14 protein-coding genes are annotated in these 16516 nt (G+C 72.6%); 7 read left to right on the forward strand and 7 right to left on the reverse strand.

What is annotated here, in order from left to right; translation table 11 throughout:
* Positions 1–12 precede the first annotated feature (12 nt).
* From acs to ACIQCJ_RS26745, 5 genes are all read left to right on the forward strand, one after another.
* Complete coding sequence (gene acs / locus ACIQCJ_RS26725) at positions 13–1971, forward strand: acetate--CoA ligase (RefSeq protein ID WP_355346164.1); 1959 nt, start codon at positions 13–15, stop codon at positions 1969–1971.
* A 252-nt stretch (positions 1972–2223) separates the two neighbouring features.
* Positions 2224–3615, forward strand: a complete 1392-nt coding sequence (gene nhaA, locus ACIQCJ_RS26730) for a Na+/H+ antiporter NhaA (protein WP_402712761.1) — start codon at positions 2224–2226, stop codon at positions 3613–3615.
* A 45-nt stretch (positions 3616–3660) separates the two neighbouring features.
* Complete coding sequence (locus ACIQCJ_RS26735; protein ID WP_355346170.1) at positions 3661–4224, forward strand: phage holin family protein; 564 nt, start codon at positions 3661–3663, stop codon at positions 4222–4224.
* A 13-nt stretch (positions 4225–4237) separates the two neighbouring features.
* The gene (locus tag ACIQCJ_RS26740) at positions 4238–5266 is read left to right on the forward strand and encodes an alpha/beta fold hydrolase (protein WP_391158230.1); all 1029 of its coding nucleotides are present in this window, start codon (positions 4238–4240) and stop codon (positions 5264–5266) included.
* 234 nt (positions 5267–5500) lie between these two features.
* Complete coding sequence (locus ACIQCJ_RS26745; protein ID WP_223187240.1) at positions 5501–5683, forward strand: hypothetical protein; 183 nt, start codon at positions 5501–5503, stop codon at positions 5681–5683.
* A 57-nt stretch (positions 5684–5740) separates the two neighbouring features.
* On the opposite strand, the gene ACIQCJ_RS26750 is transcribed toward ACIQCJ_RS26745, so the two are convergent.
* From ACIQCJ_RS26750 to ACIQCJ_RS26765, 4 genes are all read right to left on the reverse strand, one after another.
* On the reverse strand, positions 5741–6940 hold the full coding sequence (locus ACIQCJ_RS26750) for a MarP family serine protease (RefSeq protein ID WP_401305924.1): 1200 nt from the start codon (positions 6938–6940) through the stop codon (positions 5741–5743).
* Positions 6941–7195: 255 nt separating this feature from the next.
* Entirely contained in the window at positions 7196–7978 is a 783-nt protein-coding gene (locus ACIQCJ_RS26755) for an NUDIX hydrolase (protein ID WP_402712762.1), read from the reverse strand.
* Positions 7975–8787, reverse strand: coding sequence for an endonuclease III (nth, locus tag ACIQCJ_RS26760; RefSeq protein WP_391041550.1), 813 nt, complete (start codon positions 8785–8787; stop codon positions 7975–7977). The genes ACIQCJ_RS26755 and nth overlap by 4 nt, the downstream gene beginning before the upstream one ends.
* Before the next feature lie 79 nt (positions 8788–8866).
* On the reverse strand, positions 8867–11293 hold the full coding sequence (locus tag ACIQCJ_RS26765) for an FUSC family protein (RefSeq protein ID WP_402712763.1): 2427 nt from the start codon (positions 11291–11293) through the stop codon (positions 8867–8869).
* Positions 11294–11483: 190 nt separating this feature from the next.
* Here ACIQCJ_RS26765 and ACIQCJ_RS26770 point away from each other — a divergent pair, with 190 nt between their 5' ends.
* A complete protein-coding gene (locus ACIQCJ_RS26770) occupies positions 11484–12059 on the forward strand; it encodes a MarR family winged helix-turn-helix transcriptional regulator (RefSeq protein ID WP_402712764.1) in 576 nt (191 codons plus the stop codon).
* A gap of 322 nt (positions 12060–12381) precedes the next feature.
* Positions 12382–13056 (forward strand): Crp/Fnr family transcriptional regulator, encoded by a 675-nt coding sequence (locus ACIQCJ_RS26775; protein WP_033174884.1) that lies wholly within the window; start codon positions 12382–12384, stop codon positions 13054–13056.
* An 80-nt stretch (positions 13057–13136) separates the two neighbouring features.
* On the opposite strand, the gene ACIQCJ_RS26780 is transcribed toward ACIQCJ_RS26775, so the two are convergent.
* The 3 genes from ACIQCJ_RS26780 to ACIQCJ_RS26790 are packed head-to-tail and all read right to left on the reverse strand — an operon-like array spanning position 13137 to position 16221.
* A complete protein-coding gene (locus ACIQCJ_RS26780; RefSeq protein WP_391041556.1) occupies positions 13137–14096 on the reverse strand; it encodes an alpha/beta hydrolase fold domain-containing protein in 960 nt (319 codons plus the stop codon).
* A 3-nt stretch (positions 14097–14099) separates the two neighbouring features.
* Entirely contained in the window at positions 14100–15392 is a 1293-nt protein-coding gene (gene kynU, locus ACIQCJ_RS26785) for a kynureninase (protein WP_402712765.1), read from the reverse strand.
* Positions 15385–16221, reverse strand: a complete 837-nt coding sequence (locus ACIQCJ_RS26790; RefSeq protein ID WP_401851871.1) for a tryptophan 2,3-dioxygenase family protein — start codon at positions 16219–16221, stop codon at positions 15385–15387. Before ACIQCJ_RS26790 ends, kynU begins: the two co-directional genes overlap by 8 nt.
* Between the last annotated feature and the right edge of the window lie 295 nt (positions 16222–16516).

Consider the following 16516-nt stretch of genomic DNA (forward strand, 5'->3'; position numbering starts at 1 on the left):
CAAGGAGCTGGCGTGAGCAGCAACGAGAGCCTGGCCAACCTGCTGAAGGAGGAGCGGCGGTTCGCTCCCCCGGCCGAACTGGCGGCGTCCGCCAACGTCACGGCGGACGCGTACGAGCAGGCGGCGGCCGACCGGCTGGGGTTCTGGGCCGAGCAGGCCCGCCGTCTGACCTGGGCCACCGAGCCCACGCAGACCCTGGACTGGTCGAACCCGCCGTTCGCGAAGTGGTTCGCCGACGGTGAGCTGAATGTCGCGTACAACTGCGTCGACCGCCATGTGGAAGCCGGGAACGGCGACCGGGTCGCCATCCACTTCGAGGGCGAGCCCGGCGACAGCCGCAGCATCACCTACGCGGAGCTGAAGGACGAGGTCTCCCGCGCGGCCAACGCGCTGACCGAGCTGGGCGTCGAGAAGGGCGACCGGGTCGCGGTCTACCTGCCGATGATCCCCGAGGCCGTCATCGCGATGCTGGCCTGCGCCCGGATCGGCGCCGCGCACTCGGTGGTCTTCGGCGGCTTCTCCGCCGACGCCGTCGCGTCCCGGATCGCCGACGCCGACGCCAAGCTCGTCATCACCTCCGACGGCGGCTACCGGCGCGGCAAGCCGTCCGCGCTCAAGCCCGCCATCGACGACGCCGTCTCCCGCTCCCCACAGGTCACCAACGTCCTGGTGGTGCGCCGCACCGGCCAGGACGTGGAGTGGACCGAGGGCCGGGACGTGTGGTGGCACGAGATCACCGCGCGCCAGTCCGCGGAGCACACCGCGCAGCCCTTCGACGCCGAGCACCCGCTGTTCATCCTCTACACCTCCGGCACCACCGGTAAGCCCAAGGGCATCCTGCACACCTCGGGCGGCTACCTCACCCAGGCCAGCTACACCCACCACGCGGTCTTCGACCTCAAGCCGGAGACCGACGTCTACTGGTGCACCGCCGACATCGGCTGGGTCACCGGCCACTCGTACATCGTCTACGGCCCGCTCTCCAACGGCGCCACCCAGGTGATCTACGAGGGCACGCCGGACACCCCCCACCAGGGCCGGTTCTGGGAGATCGTGCAGAAGTACGGCGTCACTCTGCTCTACACCGCGCCCACCGCGATCCGTACGTTCATGAAGTGGGGCGACGACATCCCCGCGAAGTTCGACCTGACGAGCCTGCGCGTGCTGGGCAGCGTCGGCGAGCCGATCAACCCCGAGGCGTGGGTCTGGTACCGCGAGCACATCGGCGGCGGCAGGACCCCGATCGTGGACACCTGGTGGCAGACCGAGACCGGCGCCATGATGATCTCCCCGCTGCCCGGCGTCACCGAGACCAAGCCCGGCTCGGCGCAGCGCGCGCTGCCCGGCATCGCCGCGACCGTGGTGGACGACGAGGCCAACGAGGTGCCGGACGGCTCCGGCGGCTACCTGGTCCTCACCGAGCCGTGGCCGTCGATGCTCCGCACCATCTGGGGCGACGACCAGCGCTACATCGACACCTACTGGTCCCGTTTCCCCGGCCGCTACTTCGCGGGCGACGGCGCCAAGAAGGACGAGGACGGCGACATCTGGCTGCTCGGCCGGGTCGACGACGTCATGCTCGTCTCGGGCCACAACATCTCCACCACCGAGGTCGAGTCGGCGCTGGTCTCGCACCCGAAGGTCGCCGAGTCCGCCGTCGTCGGCGCCGCCGACGCCACCACCGGGCAGGCCATCGTGGCGTTCGTCATCCTGCGCGGCACCGCGGAGGACAGCGCGGACCTCGCGGGCGCGCTGCGCGACCACGTCGGCAAGGCGCTCGGCCCGATCGCCAAGCCCAAGCGGATCCTCATCGTCAACGAGCTGCCCAAGACCCGTTCCGGCAAGATCATGCGCCGCCTGCTGCGCGACGTCGCGGAGAACCGCGAGCTGGGCGACGTCACCACCCTCACCGACTCCACGGTGATGGACCTCATCCAGAGCAAGCTGCCGAGCGCGCCCAGCGAGGACTGACACCCCCGGCCCCCGGCACACACCCGGCGCGGCCACACCCGCGCGACCACACCCGCGCGACCACACCCGTGAGGGGCGCCCCGGCAACCACCGGGACGCCCCTCACACGTTCGGGTTAGGCTGACAACACATCGCGGCAGGATCGCGACAAAACTTAAGGGCGCGCCGGGAAGTCTGGTCGGCACACGGGACACCTGTGTCCGCAGCCAGCCGCACCCGCCCAGGAGGCCGCCCCCATGACCGAGTACCCGCGTGACTGAGCAACCGCGCCGTCGCGCCGACACCGTCCTCGGACGGCTGCCGCTCCCGGAACGCACCTTCGTCCTGGACGCGCTGCGCGCGGAGACCGTCGGCGGAGTCCTGCTCCTGGTGGCCGCCGTGGTGGCGCTGGTCTGGGCGAACATCCTGCACCACAGCTACGAGAGCGTCAGCCACTTCCACTTCGGCGTCTCCACGCTCGGCCTCGACCTGTCCGTCGCGCACTGGGCGGCGGACGGCCTGCTCGCCGTCTTCTTCTTCGTGGCGGGCATCGAGCTGAAGCGCGAACTGGTCGCGGGCGAGCTGCGCACCCCCTCGGCCGCCGCGCTCCCGGTGATCGCGGCCGTGTGCGGCATGGCGGTCCCCGCGATCTTCTACACCGTCGTCAGTGCCACCGGCGGCGGCTCCCTCAAGGGCTGGGCCGTCCCCACCGCCACCGACATCGCCTTCGCGCTCGCGGTCCTCGCCGTCATCGGCACCGCCCTGCCCGCCGCGCTGCGCGCCTTCCTGCTCACCCTCGCCGTCGTCGACGACCTCTTCGCCATCCTGATCATCGCCGTCTTCTTCACCTCCTCGATCAACTACGCCGCGCTCGGCGGAGCGGCGGCCGGGCTGGTCGTCTTCTGGCTGCTGCTGCGCTCGGGAGTACGCGGCTGGTACGTGTACGTACCGCTGGCGCTGGTCATCTGGGGCCTGATGTACAACAGCGGCGTGCACGCCACCATCGCGGGCGTCGCCATGGGACTGATGCTGCGCTGCACCAGGCGCGAGGGTGAGCGCGAATCTCCCGGCGAGCACATCGAGCACCTGGTGCGGCCGATCTCGGCGGGACTTGCCGTACCGCTGTTCGCCCTCTTCTCTGCCGGGGTCGCGGTCTCGGGCGGCTCGCTGCGCGATGTGTTCACCAAGCCCGAGACGCTCGGTGTGCTGATCGGACTGGTGGTCGGAAAGATCGTCGGCGTGTTCGGCGGCACCTGGCTGGCGGCCCGCTTCACCCGGGCGCGGCTCAACGCCGACCTCAAATGGCCCGACGTCCTGGCGGTCGCCTCGCTCGCCGGGATCGGCTTCACCGTCTCCCTGCTGATCGGCGAACTCGCCTTCAAGGACGACGCGCTGCTCGCCGACGAGGCGAAGGCCGCCGTCCTGGTCGGCTCGCTGCTCTCCGCGGTGCTGGCGACGATTCTGCTGAAGCTGCGGAACAACAAATACCGCGCCTTGTGCGACGAGGAGGAGCGCGACGAGGACGGCGACGGAGTCCCCGACGTGTACGAGCAGGACCAGCCCGCCTACCACCTGCGGATGGCCGAGATCCTGGAACGGAAGGCCGCGGAACACCGCAGGCTCGCCCGTCTGGCCGGGGGCGACGGCGGAGATGACTCCGGCTGAGGCATGATCTGACGGAACGACAACGATTTGACGACGGAGGACGCAATGAGCGCAGCCCACGACGACGACGGGCGCAGCCTCGGCCAGTTGTTCGCCTCCGCCACGGCGGATGTCTCCGCCCTGGTGCACGACGAGATCGCCCTCGTCAAGGTGGAACTGCGGCAGGACGTGAAGCGGGCGCTGTTCGGCAGCGGCGCGATCGGTGTCGCCCTGACCCTGGCCTTCTTCGCCATGCCGATGTTCAGCATGGCCGCCGCGTACGGCATCCACGCGCTCGGGATCACCCTGGGGTGGTCGTTCCTGATCGTCGCCGGGGCGTACGTGCTGATCGCCGCGCTCCTCGGCCTGATCGCGTACGGCCGGTTCAAGAAGGTGAAGAAGCCGGAGCGCTCCATCGAGTCGGCCAAGCAGACCGCAGCGGTGATGAAGAACGCGAAGCCGCACCCGCGTCCGCAGGACACGGCCACGAGTCTGGACAAGGCCGCCGCCAAGCCCGCGCTGCCCCGCGCGGACAGGGACGCGGGACGCGGCGGCGTCCGGGATTCGGTGTCCGGCGCCGGGCCGGATTCGATGGCCGGTTCGACCAGAGCACCCGACCTGAAGATGTGACACTCTCTCCACCATGAGGGTCGTCGGCAGGTCGGGCAGTGCCACGGGAAACGACAGTGGAAGCGGTTCGGGAGAAGAGTCGCGGAACGGCTCGGGGAACGGGCCGGGAACCGGGCCGTCAGGTGCGGGCGGCGGCGGTTCCGTCCCCCGCCTCGAAGGGCCGTGGACCCACCGTGACGTGGCCGCGAACGGCGCCCGCTTCCACATCGCCGAGATGGGCGACGGCCCGCTCGTCCTCCTGCTCCACGGCTTCCCGCAGTTCTGGTGGACCTGGCGGCACCAACTGCCCGCACTCGCCGAGGCCGGTTTCCGCGCGGTGGCGATGGACCTGCGCGGGGTGGGCGGCAGCGACCGTACGCCGCGCGGTTACGACGCGGGCAACCTCGCGCTCGACGTCACCGGGGTGATCCGGTCGCTGGGCGAGCCGGACGCCGCGCTGGTCGGCCACGACCTCGGCGGCTACCTGGCGTGGACGGCCGCGACGATGCGGCCCAAGCTCGTACGCCGCCTCGCGGTCGAGTCGATGCCGCACCCGCGCCGCTGGCGCAACGCGATGCTGACCGATCTGCGGCACAGCAAGTCGGGCGCCTACATCTGGGGCTTCCAGTCGCCCTGGCTGCCGGAGCGTCACCTGGTGGCGGACCACGCGGAGTTGGTCGGCCGGCTGATCCACCAGTGGTCGGGGCCGCGGCTGCCGGACGACGAGGCCGTGGACGTCTACCGGCGCGCGATGCAGATCCCCTCGACGGCACATTGCGCGGTCGAGCCGTACCGCTGGATGGTGCGGTCGATGGCGCGGCCCGACGGCATCCAGTTCAACCGGCGGATGAAGCGGCCGGTCCGGGTGCCGACGCTGCACCTGCACGGCTCGCTCGACCCGGCGATCCGCAGCCGCAGCGCGGCGGGCAGCGGGGAGTACGTCGAGGCGCCGTACCGCTGGCGGCTCTTCGACGGCCTGGGGCACTTCCCGCACGAGGAGGACCCGGCCGCGTTCTCGACCGAGCTGATCAACTGGCTGAAGGACCCGGAGCCGGACCGCTGAGCCGTACGCTCCTGACGGGCCCAAGCCGCCGCCTCCGCACGGCCTCGCGCCGTAACTGACTCACCCTCAGCGAGGCTCTGACCCCCCATCAGGTGTCCCTCTGCCAGCGCGCCCGCCCCGTACGCATCAGGCGTCCGCGTGTCGGTCATATGATCCGCAAAATGCCGGACGCATACGCCAACCGGGCGACCGAAGGGCGATTACCGACCAAGGGCTGCGGGCACTTAGCTTCGTATGGGTTGGACGCACGACTACCGTGACGTATCACGCAATCGCCGTAACACTTCCGTCTCCGTCAACAGCGGGGCGCCCTTGGCCGTGCTCCCGCCGGGGGAGCCCCAGATCGGAATCCCGCGCATCCTGCGGCGCCGGGCCCGCTGGGTCGGCGCCCGGCTGCGGCACGCCAGGGCGCAGTGACCGCCCGGCCGACGGACGGCCCGGCCGACAGGTACGCCGGGCCGTCCGTCGGTCACCTCACAGCGCGCAGTTCTCCGTGTCGACCTGCCGGCTCGCCGCCGTGCCCGCCGCGATGTCCGGGCGGATCTCGTCGGCGGTAAGCGCGTAACCGGTGTTCGAGTCGTCGAGTGACTTGGCGAAGACGACGCCCGCCACCTGCCCGTTCGTGGTGAGCAGCGGGCCGCCGGAGTTGCCCTGGCGGACGGTCGCGTACAGCGAGTAGACGTCGCGGTGGACGGTGCCGCGGTGGTAGATGTCCGGGCCGTTGGCCTCGATACGGCCGCGGACGCGGGCGGCGCGTACGTCGAAGGCGCCGTTCTCCGGGAAACCGGCCACGATGGCGTCGTCGCGGGACTGTACGTCGCCGCTGGTGAATGTGAGCGCCGGCGCGTTCAGACGCGGCACGTCCAGGACGGCGATGTCGCGCTGCCAGTCGTAGAGGACCACGCGGGCGTCGTACAGGCGGCCCTTGCCGCCGATCTGCACGGTGGGCTCGGAGACGCCGCCGACGACGTGCGCGTTGGTCATCACACGGTCCTTGGCGAAGACGAAGCCGGACCCTTCGAGGACCTTCCCGCAGCCCGACGCGGTGCCGACGATCTTGACGATGCTGCGGCGGGCGTCGGTGACGACGGCGCTGTGCACGAGGTTCGGGTCGGGAGGGGGCACCGAGGTGATCGGCTCGGACCCGAAGGGCCCGAAGACCTGCGGCAGGCCGTTCTGCGCGAGGGTGGAACTGAAGTCGGTGAACCAGGTGTCGGCTTCCTGCGGCACCACCCTGGAGACGCCGAGCAGCACCTTGGACGAGCGCACCTCGCGGCCTATCGTCGGCAGCGCCGTGGTGGCCAGCGCGCTGCCGATCAGCCAGGCCACCAGCAGCATGGCGAGCACATTGACCAGCGCGCCGCCGCCCGCGTCGATGGCGCGGGCGGGCGACCACGTGATGCGGGTCCTGAGCTTGTTGCCCAGGTGCGTGGTGAACGCCTGCCCCACCGACGCGCACACGATGACGACCACCACGGCGGTGATCACCGCGACCGAGCCCGGCGAGGAGTGGTCCGTCGCCTTGTCCCAGAACAGCGGCAGCAGATAGATCGCGGCGAGACCGCCGCCGAGGAAGCCGACCACCGACATGACTCCGACGACGAAGCCCTGCCGGTAACCGACCACGGCGAACCAGACGGCGGCGAGGATGAGCAGAAAGTCCAGCACGTTCACCTGGACACGGTCTCATGGCCGCCCCGCCCGACGGCACCGTACGGCCCAGGTGACCTGCGCGGTACGGCCGATGACCGGCACCAGGGGGCCGAACTCGCCCTGGACACCCCTCGGAGGAGCCCCGGCACGCGCCCCCGAGGACCGCCGTACGCGCCTCGGCACGCGCGCCCGGGCACCGCCCGTACGCGCCTCGGCACGCGCCCCCGAGGACCGCCGTACGAGCCCCTCAGAGGCGGGGGACGGCGCGGACACGCCCTAGGCGAGCGGCACCTTGCGGTCGCGGTCCCAGGGCCGCTCCCAGCCCGCGAACTGCACGATCCTGTCGATCAGCCCCGCGGTGAAACCCCAGACCAGCGCGCCTTCGACCAGGAAGGCCGGGCCGAGGAAGCCGCTGGGGTGGGTCAGGGTCGCGCGGTTGGCGGGGTCGGTGAGATCGGCCACAGGCACCCGGAAGACGCGCGCGGTCTCGGCCGGGTCGACCACGCCGACCGGGGTGGGCCTGCGCCACCAGCCGAGCACGGGGGTCACGACGAAGCCGCTGACCGGGATGTAGAGCCGCGGCAGCACGCCGAAGACCTGGACGCCCGTCGGGTCGAGGCCGGTCTCCTCCTCGGCCTCGCGCAGCGCGGCGCGCACCGGCCCGTCGCCGTCCGGGTCGCCGTCCTCGGGGTCGAGGGCGCCGCCGGGGAAGGAGGGCTGGCCCGCGTGCGAACGCAGCGCCCTCGACCGCTCGATGAGCAGCATCTCGGGGCCCCGGTCGCCGTCCCCGAACAGGATCAGGACGGCGGACTGCCGCCCGCCGCCTTCGGGCGGCAGAAAGCTGCTGAGCTGTTCCGGCCGGACCCCGGCGACGGCGTCGGCCACCGGTTCGAGCCACCGCGGCAGCCCGGCCGTGCTGATCTCGACCCCGGTGCCTTCTCCGGCATCGGCGCCGAAGCCGGCTCGCGCGTCGGCGCCGAGGCTCGCTCGCGCGTCCGCGCCGAAGCCCGCGCCCGTCTCCGGCCCGGCACCCGTGTCCGCCCCCCGCGCGTGGGTCATGAGGCCGCCAGCGGGGGCGCGGGCTGGCCCGGGTAGTCCGGCGGGGGCTTCAGGCGCTGTCCGGGGGCGCCGCCCTTCTCGTACTTGAGCAGCTTCTCCGCCTTCTCCGGGTCCGTCTCGCCCTCGCCGTAGGCCGGGCAGAGCGGGGCGATCGGGCAGGCGCCGCAGGCGGGTTTGCGGGCGTGGCAGATACGGCGGCCGTGGAAGACGACGCGGTGCGACAGCATCGTCCAGTCCGACTTCGGGAAGAGCCCGGCGACGTCCTCCTCGACCTTCTCCGGGTCCTGCGACGCGGTCCAGCCGAAGCGGCGGGCGAGGCGGCCGAAGTGGGTGTCCACGGTGATGCCGGGGACACCGAAGGCGTTGCCGAGTACGACATTGGCCGTCTTGCGGCCGACGCCCGGCAGGGTCACCAGGTCCTCGAGACGGCCGGGCACCTCACCGCCGAACCGGTCCCGCAGCGCCGCCGAGAGCCCCTGCACGGACTTCGCCTTGGCGCGGAAGAAGCCCGTCGGGCGCAGGATCTGCTCCAGCGTCTCGGGGTCGGCCACCGCCATGTCCTCGGGCGTCGGGTACTTCGCGAACAGCGCGGGCGTCGTCTGGTTCACCCGCAGGTCCGTGGTCTGCGCGGACAGCACCGTGGCGACCAGGAGCTGGAAGGGATTCTCGAAGTCCAGCTCTGGATGCGCGTACGGATAAACCTCCGCCAGCTCGCGGTTGATCCGCCGCGCCTGCCGTACCAGTCCCGCATGCGTCTGCGCGACCTTCGCCTTCTTGATCTTCTTGACCACCGCACCACTCGTCGCCATGCCGCCAGCCTACGGGCCGCCGCCGACACAGGGCGCCACAACGATCGGGGCGCGGTGGCGCGGGGCCGGGACCGGCGGCTCAGGGGCGGCGGGGCGCGCCGTCACCGGCCGCGCCGGACGTGTGCGGGAGGTCGTCCCCCGGTCCGGGGCGCTCCCCCGCGGCACCCGCCGTCACGCCGTGCGGCCTGTCCGGTACGGGCCCGGCGGCATGCGAGCCGGTGACGATCCGCGAAGTGTCGGCGGGGCCCGCGCCACGCCCGGTGAAGCCGCGGCCGACGCCGTGTCCCGGCGGGAGTACGGCCAGTTCGTGCAGGAGCTGCCGCAGCCGCAGCAACGGCCTGGTGACCGGCGGCAGCACCGTACCGGCGGCGGGGAGCCTGGTCAGGAGCGCCGCGTCGGCGGTACGCAGGGCGCGGGCGACCTCGGCCGCGGGCCGGCCCTGCGGGGCGGGTGCGAGCGCCAGGGCGGTGGCCGCGTGGCCGAGCGCGCGGCTGGCCTCCGCCAGGTGCGGCGCGGGCGCGAGGCCGGGTGAGCGGCGCGGGCCGAGCGCCAGGGCCCTGGTCTGCCGGGTGACGGCCGCGTAGAGGGTGAGCCGGTGCCGTACGAGGCGCGGGTCGTTGCCCCACACCAGGGGGCGGGTCAGCGGGCGCGCCACCAGGGCGAGCTGCTGGAGGCGGTGGTCCACCACGCGCACCAGGGCGTCGAGGTCGGCGCCGTCGGGGCTTGCGGACCCGTCCTCGCGGTCGGGGCGGCCGTCGTGCTCCAGGCGCGCGGCGGCGGCGTGCAGCAGCTCGCCCACGGCCGCGAAGTAGCTGCCGCGCGCGCTGCTGACGGTGTCGCGCGTGCTGGTCGGCAGGACGACCAGGGCGACCGCTATGCCGATGGCGGCGCCTATGGCGGTCTCTTCGAGACGCAGCATCAGCAGACCGGCGGAGAACTCGTGGAGCTGGGTGTAGAGCTGCGACACCATGATCGTGACGAAGAAGATCATGGCCGCGTAGGAGAGGCTGACCAGGTAGAAGCCGCAGGACATGCTGAGCACGATGACCGCGATCACCCACAGGGTGTGGCCCGCGGTCAGGTGCGCGAGGCCGATGCCCGCGCCGAGGCCGAGCAGGGTGCCGACGACGCGGTTGGTCGCCTTGATGAAGGTCTCCGAGCGGGTGGCGGTGCCGGTGAAGGCGATGAAGGCGGCGATCACCGCCCAGTAGTAGCGGGCCTCCGACAGCTCGCGGCCGATGACGATGGCCAGGGTGCCCGCGACGGCCACCTGGATCGCCTGCCGGGTGGTCAGCGAGAGGCCGCTGAGCCGCCGCCAGCCGCCGCGCGCCGAGACACCGCCCGCGACCGCGGCGGAGCCGGGCAGCCCGCCCATGGCCAGGGTCACGGCGGGGGCGAAGTCGGCCGGGGCGTCGAGAGCGTCGTCGTGGGTGCCGTGAGCGGGACGGGGGTCGCGGCCGGGGCCGTCTGCCGCGCCTTGTGCGGCCTTCGGGCGCCGCACCTTGTGCCCGCTTCCGTTGTGGGATCGTCCGACGTCCGCCTCCGCGGCGCGCCTGACCTCCCTGACCAGCACCGTGAACTCCCAGGCGGCGGTGGCCAGGTGATAGGCGAAGCAATCTGTGGCGGGTTCGGCGCGCGCGGCCGTCACCGGGTCGTCGGAGTCGACGAGTGACAGTACGTCCCTGGCCCGCCGTTCGGCCGCCGCGTATTCGCTGCGCGCCAGGTGCGCGGCGATGGCCGCGGCCTCGGGCGCGAGGCGCCCTCCGGTGCCCGCGAGCGCGTCGGCCGCGGTCGCCACGGCGTCCACCGCCAGATGCGCGTCCAGCGTCCTGCGGCGTACTCCGGCCGCGGACCGGCCCGGCGGCAGGGTGCCGGGGTGGGCCGACCAGCCCTCGATGACCAGCGCGGTCTCGGCGAGCCTGAGCTGGCGCGAGTGCAGCTCGCGGCGGAGCCGGGCCAGCCGCCGCACGTCCTCGGGGTCGGTCTCCAGCAGGTCGGCGCAGACCCGGGCGACGGCCCCGGCACGGGCGCCGAAGGCGCGGCGGACGCGGGTCAGCGTCCGCTGGGGGTGGGCGCGCAGCACGGTGGTGGACAGCAGCAAGACCCAGCCGGTGGCGATGCCGACGGCCGCGAGCAGGTCGGGGAGCTGCGCGAGGCGGGCGTCGAGGAAGGCGGCGAAGAAGTAGCCCATCCAGATCATGAAGCCGTAGAAGAAGTACGGCAGTCCGAAGCGGCGGATGAAGACGGCCACGAACATGACGGCGACGAAGACCGCGAGCATCGCGTCGGTGTGCCCGGCCACCGAGACGCCGATGACCATGCCGGTGCCGATGGCGACCGGGAAGAACACGGCCGTGCGGATCTTCGGCAGCACCTGGGTGCCGTCCAGCGCCATCGAGCCCATCATCGCCATGACGGTGCCCAGCAGCATGCCGACGAGGGTGCCCTGGGGACCCGCGTGCGTGGCGCGCCCGTAGCCGTACTCGATCGCCAGGGTGGTGCTCATGGCGACCGCCGCGCCGAACGCCGTGCGGAGTCTTTGCAGGCCCGGGTCCGATCCGACTATCCGGTCCCAGACCTCGCGCGTCCAGCCGCTCGACCCCACCGCGTCCCCTCCCGCTCGGCCTCGCCGAATTCATCGGTATGATGCCGATATTAACACGTGCATCGTACCGATATCTGGATCTGGAGTGGCCGTGGCAGGGACCGCGAAGGCAGAGGGGACCGAGGGGACCTCCGCCGCGCTCGATGTGATCGAGCATCAGACCGCCGTGCTCGTCAGGAATTTCGAGCTGTTCTACCGGCGCACCGACATCCACGACACCCTGGACCGGGCCGAGTACCTGCTGCTGCGCACCCTGGCCGGGGGCGGCCCGCAGGACATCAACTCGCTCGCCGCCGCGCTCGGCCTCGACCCCTCGACGGCCGGCCGCCAGGCGGCAGCGCTCCAGGCCCAGGGCCTGGTCGCCCGCTCCCCCGCCCCCACCGACCGGCGGCGCAGCATCGTCACGCCGACCGCCGAGGGGCTGCGGCGGATGGAGGAGGTACGCGCCCGGCGCGCGGAGAGCCTGGCGGGACTGCTCGACGGCTGGACCGAGGAGGAACGGCGCACGCTGGGTGCGATGTTCACCAAATACAACCGGTCGGTGGCCGCGCGCTTCCGGACGGCGGCACCGGGGACGGAAGCACCGGAGGCCGCCCACGAGGGCGCCCACGAGGGAGCGTCCACCGCGGCGCAGGCACCGGTGCCTGAACCGGTGCCGGTGCCGTAAATCCGCGAAGGTCCGGTAAACCCGCGCCGACGCGGGCGTTCGAGCCGTCCGGCGCGCAGGAATTCGTACGAAATTCGTACGGCCTTGCGCGAAGGGCCCACTCCAACACCCCAGCCGTTATGTTGTTCGCTTATAGCGGAATCCGGCTCAGGGGCCACCCGTTCGGCCCTTCCTGAGCCGTTTACGGACCCCGATCGGACCCCCAATCGGACCCCCGGAGCACGGCTACGGGCCTGGATAAGACATCCTTGTGATTGATCGCACTGTTTGAGACGTCATGCATCATGGGGAAATCCCAGCGATGTCGACAAGGAGAGAGCTCGTGGACGACGTTCTGCGCCGTGCCCCGCTTTTCGCGGCGCTCGACGACGAGCAGGCCGCTGAACTGCGCGCCTCCATGACGGAGGTCACGCTCGCGCGTGGCGACTCGCTGTTCCACGAGGGTGACCCCGGGGACCGGCTGTACGTCGTCACCGAAGGCAAGGTCAAGCTGCACCGCACCTCGCCCGACGGCCGCGAGAACATGCTCGCCGTGGTCGGCCCCGGTGAGTTGATCGGCGAGCTGTCGCTCTTCGACCCCGGCCCGCGCACCGCCACCGCCACCGCGCTGACCGAGCTGAAGCTGCTCGGCCTGGGCCACGGCGACCTCCAGCCCTGGCTGAACGTACGGCCCGAGGTCTCCACCGCCCTGCTCCGCGCCGTCGCCCGCCGCCTGCGCCGCACCAACGACGTCATGTCCGACCTGGTCTTCTCCGACGTCCCCGGCCGCGTCGCCAAGGCGCTGCTCGACCTCTCCCGCCGCTTCGGCGTGCAGTCGGAAGAGGGCATCCACGTCGTCCACGACCTCACGCAGGAAGAGCTGGCCCAGCTCGTCGGCGCCTCGCGCGAGACCGTCAACAAGGCCCTCGCGGACTTCGCGGGCCGCGGCTGGCTCCGCCTGGAGGCCCGCGCCGTGATCCTCCTGGACGTCGAGCGGCTGGCCAAGCGCTCCCGCTGACCCCCTCGGCACCGCACGCACACGAAGGCCCCCGCCCGGTCGAACCGGGCGGGGGCCTTCGCGCTGCCGGGCAGCCCCGGCTACCAGGCGAGTTGGGCGATCTCGTCCGCGACGGCCGCGCAGGCCGCCGTGGACGGGTCGATCAGCGGGAAGTGGCCGGTGCCGGGCAGCCACGCGGCGACGACCTCCTCGCCCGCGACCGCCGCGGCACGGGCGAAAGCCTGGCTGACCTGCGACGGAACCTCATTGTCAGTGGTGCCGTGCACGATGGTTGTGGCGATACCGGTGGGCAGCAGCGCGGCGGGGTCGGCGTCAGGCAGACGTGCCGTCAGGTGCTCGGGTCCGCCCAGCAGGTCGACGACCGCGCCGGAGCAGACACCCAGCCGGATCGCCGAGGTGAGGTCGGCGATCGGGGCGAGGGCCACGACGCCGCGTACGGGGGGAGGTGAGGGGCGGTGCCAGGGGGATTCAGGGGGCAGGACATGACGGGCGGCGGCCCACAGCGCGAGGTGGCCGCCCGCGCTGTGGCCGGTCAGGACGGTGCGGCGGGGGTCGACCACGTCGGCGCCGAGCGCCCGCACGGCGAGCGCGGGCAGCGCGTCGAGGGCGGCGGCCACGTCGTCGAAGGTGTCGGGCCAGCGCCCGGCCGGTGGCAGCGCGTCGGGCGCGGGGTCCGAGCCGTCGCGGCCTTCCTGCGGCGCCTCAAGGGCCGGGCCGCGGCGGTATTCGACCGACGCGACAGCGTAGCCGTGGGTGGTGAGGTGGGCCGCGAGCGGCGAGACGTGGGCGCGGTCGTGGGCGGCGCGCCAGGCACCGCCGTGGAAGAGGGCCACCAGCGGGGCCGGACGGCCGGTGGGGGCGCCTTCGGCGGGGGCGGGCCGGTAGAAGTCGACCACCTGGTCGGGGTGGTCGCCGTAGGACGCGGTGGCGTCCGGCGGCACCGGAGCGTGGCCGAACGCCGACGCCTCCTCGGCCGCCGCCCGTCGCCCGGAGGCGGCATCGGCGGCGGGCGGGGACGTGGAGGGGTCGGCAGCGGACATCGGTTACGTGGTCCCTTCGGGTACGTCGAGCGGGTCGGTTTTCTGCGGTACGGCGGTGGGTCGGGCCGCGACGGGCGTGCCCGGCCCGCCGGCCAGGACGTCGGCCAGTACGCGGGCGGCGCGCAAGGCGTCGGCGTACCGGGTGTAGAGCGGTGTGAAGCCGAAGCGCAGCACGTCGGGGCGCCGGTAGTCGCCGACGATGCCGCGCGCGGTCAGCTCGCGCATCACCTCGCCCGCCCCCGCGCAGCGCAGCGAGACCTGGCTGCCGCGCTCCGCGTGGTCGGCGGGTGTGATCGGCTCGGCGCGCCCGTACGGCACCAGCGCGGCCACGCAGTCCAGGAAGAAGTCGGTCAGCGCCAGGCTCTTGGCCCGCACGTCCGCGACGGCGACACCGTCCCAGACGTCGAGCGCCGCGTCCAACGCGAGCAGCGACAGGATCTCCGGCGTGCCGACCCGCCCGCGGGGCGCGCCGTCCGCCGGGGCGTACTCCGGGGCCATGCCGAACGGGTCGGCGTGCGAGTTCCAGCCCGGCAGCGGCGAGTCGAAGCGCGGCTGAAGCTCACGCCGCACATAGAGGTACGCGGGCGCGCCGGGCCCGCCGTTGAGGTACTTGTACGTGCAGCCGACCGCGAGGTCCACGCCGCCCGCGTCGAGCGCGACGGGCAGCGCGCCCGCGCTGTGGCACAGGTCCCAGACCGCGAGCGCGCCCGCCGCGTGCAGGGCCGCCGTGACGGCGGACAGGTCGTGCAGCCGCCCGGTGCGGTAGTCCACGTGGTTGACCAGCGCCACGGCGGTACGTTCACCGGCCGCGTCCGCGATCTCGGCCGCGTCCACCGCGCGCACGGTGTGACCGGTCAGCCGGGCCGCCGACGCGGCGATGTAGCCGTCCGTGGGGAAGGTCGCCGCGTCTACCAGGATCTCGGTGCGGTCGGCGGGCGCCATCCGCACGGCGGCGACCAGCGCCTTGAAGACATTCACGCTGGTCGAGTCCCCGACCACGACCTGCCCCGGCGCGGCGCCCACCAGCGGCGCGATCCGGTCGCCGATCCGCTCGGGTGCGGTCCACCAGCCGCTCTCCTCCCAGGACCGGATGCGCAGCTCGCCCCACTCCCGGGTGACGACGTCGCTCAGCCGGGGCAGCACGGCGGTGGACAGCGCGCCCAGCGAGTTGCCGTCCAGATAGACGGTGTCGTCCAGCACGAAGCGGTCCCGCACGGCGGCCAGCGGATCGGCGGCGTCCAGCGCGTCCGCGCGGTCCTGAAGGGCGGCATCCCGTGCCGCGACGGCCTCAGACATGGCTGCGCGCCGTCCACAGCTCGGGAAAGACGTTCTTCGTGGCGCGCTTCTCCAGCCAGGCCACCCCCGCCGAACCGCCCGTGCCCGACTTGGCGCCCATCGCCCTGCGCGTGGCCACCAGGTGGTCGTTGCGCCAGCGCCAGACCAGCTCGGCGACATCCGTCAGGGCCTCGCCGAGCCTGATCAGCTCGGTGTCCTGGTCGGCGTCCGCGTACACGCTCTGCCACGCCCGCTCGACCTCCGCGTGCGGCTCGTACCGCAGCGCCGGGTCGCGCTCCAGCACCTCGGCGGGCACCGCATAGCCGCGGCGGCTGAGCAGCCGCAGCACCTCGTCGTACAGGCTCGGCTCGGTCAGCGCCTTCTCCAGCTCCGCGTGCGCGCTGGGGGTGCCCCGGTGCGGCACCAGCATCGACGCGGACTTGTCCCCGAGCAGGAACTCCAGCCGCCGGTACATCGCCGACTGGAACCCGGAGCCCTCACCGAGGGCCGACCGGTACGCGTTGAACTGCGCGGGGGTGAGATTGGCGATCGGTTTCCACGAGGCGTTCAGCGACTCCAGCTCCGGCAGGCTGCGCCTGAGCGCCGCCATCGCCGTCGGCAGGTCGTCCTCCCTGAGCGCCGCCGCCGCGGTGGTCCATTCGTGGACCAGCAACGTGAACCACAGCTCCATCACCTGCGTGGTGACCAGAAAGGCCATCTCGCCGGGCTCGTCGGACAACGGGTGCTGCAAGTGGGTCAGTACGGACGCCTGCACGTAGTCCTCGTACGGCGTGCTGCCCTCGAACGAGAGGTTCGGGGTCGCCGCCTCATCGGTCGGTGCGTCGGACATGGTCTTACCTCCAGAAGCGGACCCGGGATCACCGGGCTACGCCGAGATCATCTGCGGTGCGGCCCAATCCGGCAAGGCCAGGCTCCCCCCAGGGTGCCCCTGCGCAAGGGCCACCGCCCCCGGGGTGCGCTCGCGCGAGGGGCTGCGCCCCTCCGGCACCGCTGCGCAGGCGGGTTCGCCGGTAGCCAGCGAGCCAAAGGCGGCGCCGGTGTTGAAAGGGAGAACGCGCACAGCGACCGAGGAACGAGGGAGCGAGCACGATCGACCGTCGACACCGGATTTAAGCCGCCGGAGG

It is taken from the genome of Streptomyces sp. NPDC093221 (assembly GCF_044753885.1).
Classification (GTDB): domain Bacteria; phylum Actinomycetota; class Actinomycetes; order Streptomycetales; family Streptomycetaceae; genus Actinacidiphila.

Excerpts from the sequence above, each read along its gene's own strand:
- ACIQCJ_RS26735 (WP_355346170.1), top strand. The coding sequence starts at position 3,661 with ATGAGCGCAGCCCACGACGACGACGGGCGCAGCCTCGGCCAGTTGTTC.
- ACIQCJ_RS26755 (WP_402712762.1), bottom strand. The coding sequence starts at position 7,978 with ATGACCCACGCGCGGGGGGCGGACACGGGTGCCGGGCCGGAGACGGGC.
- ACIQCJ_RS26790 (WP_401851871.1), bottom strand. The coding sequence starts at position 16,221 with ATGTCCGACGCACCGACCGATGAGGCGGCGACCCCGAACCTCTCGTTC.
- ACIQCJ_RS26745 (WP_223187240.1), top strand. The coding sequence starts at position 5,501 with ATGGGTTGGACGCACGACTACCGTGACGTATCACGCAATCGCCGTAAC.
- ACIQCJ_RS26740 (WP_391158230.1), top strand. The coding sequence starts at position 4,238 with ATGAGGGTCGTCGGCAGGTCGGGCAGTGCCACGGGAAACGACAGTGGA.
- ACIQCJ_RS26765 (WP_402712763.1), bottom strand. The coding sequence starts at position 11,293 with ATGAGCACCACCCTGGCGATCGAGTACGGCTACGGGCGCGCCACGCAC.
- kynU (WP_402712765.1), bottom strand. The coding sequence starts at position 15,392 with ATGTCTGAGGCCGTCGCGGCACGGGATGCCGCCCTTCAGGACCGCGCG.
- ACIQCJ_RS26780 (WP_391041556.1), bottom strand. The coding sequence starts at position 14,096 with ATGTCCGCTGCCGACCCCTCCACGTCCCCGCCCGCCGCCGATGCCGCC.
- nth (WP_391041550.1), bottom strand. The coding sequence starts at position 8,787 with ATGGCGACGAGTGGTGCGGTGGTCAAGAAGATCAAGAAGGCGAAGGTC.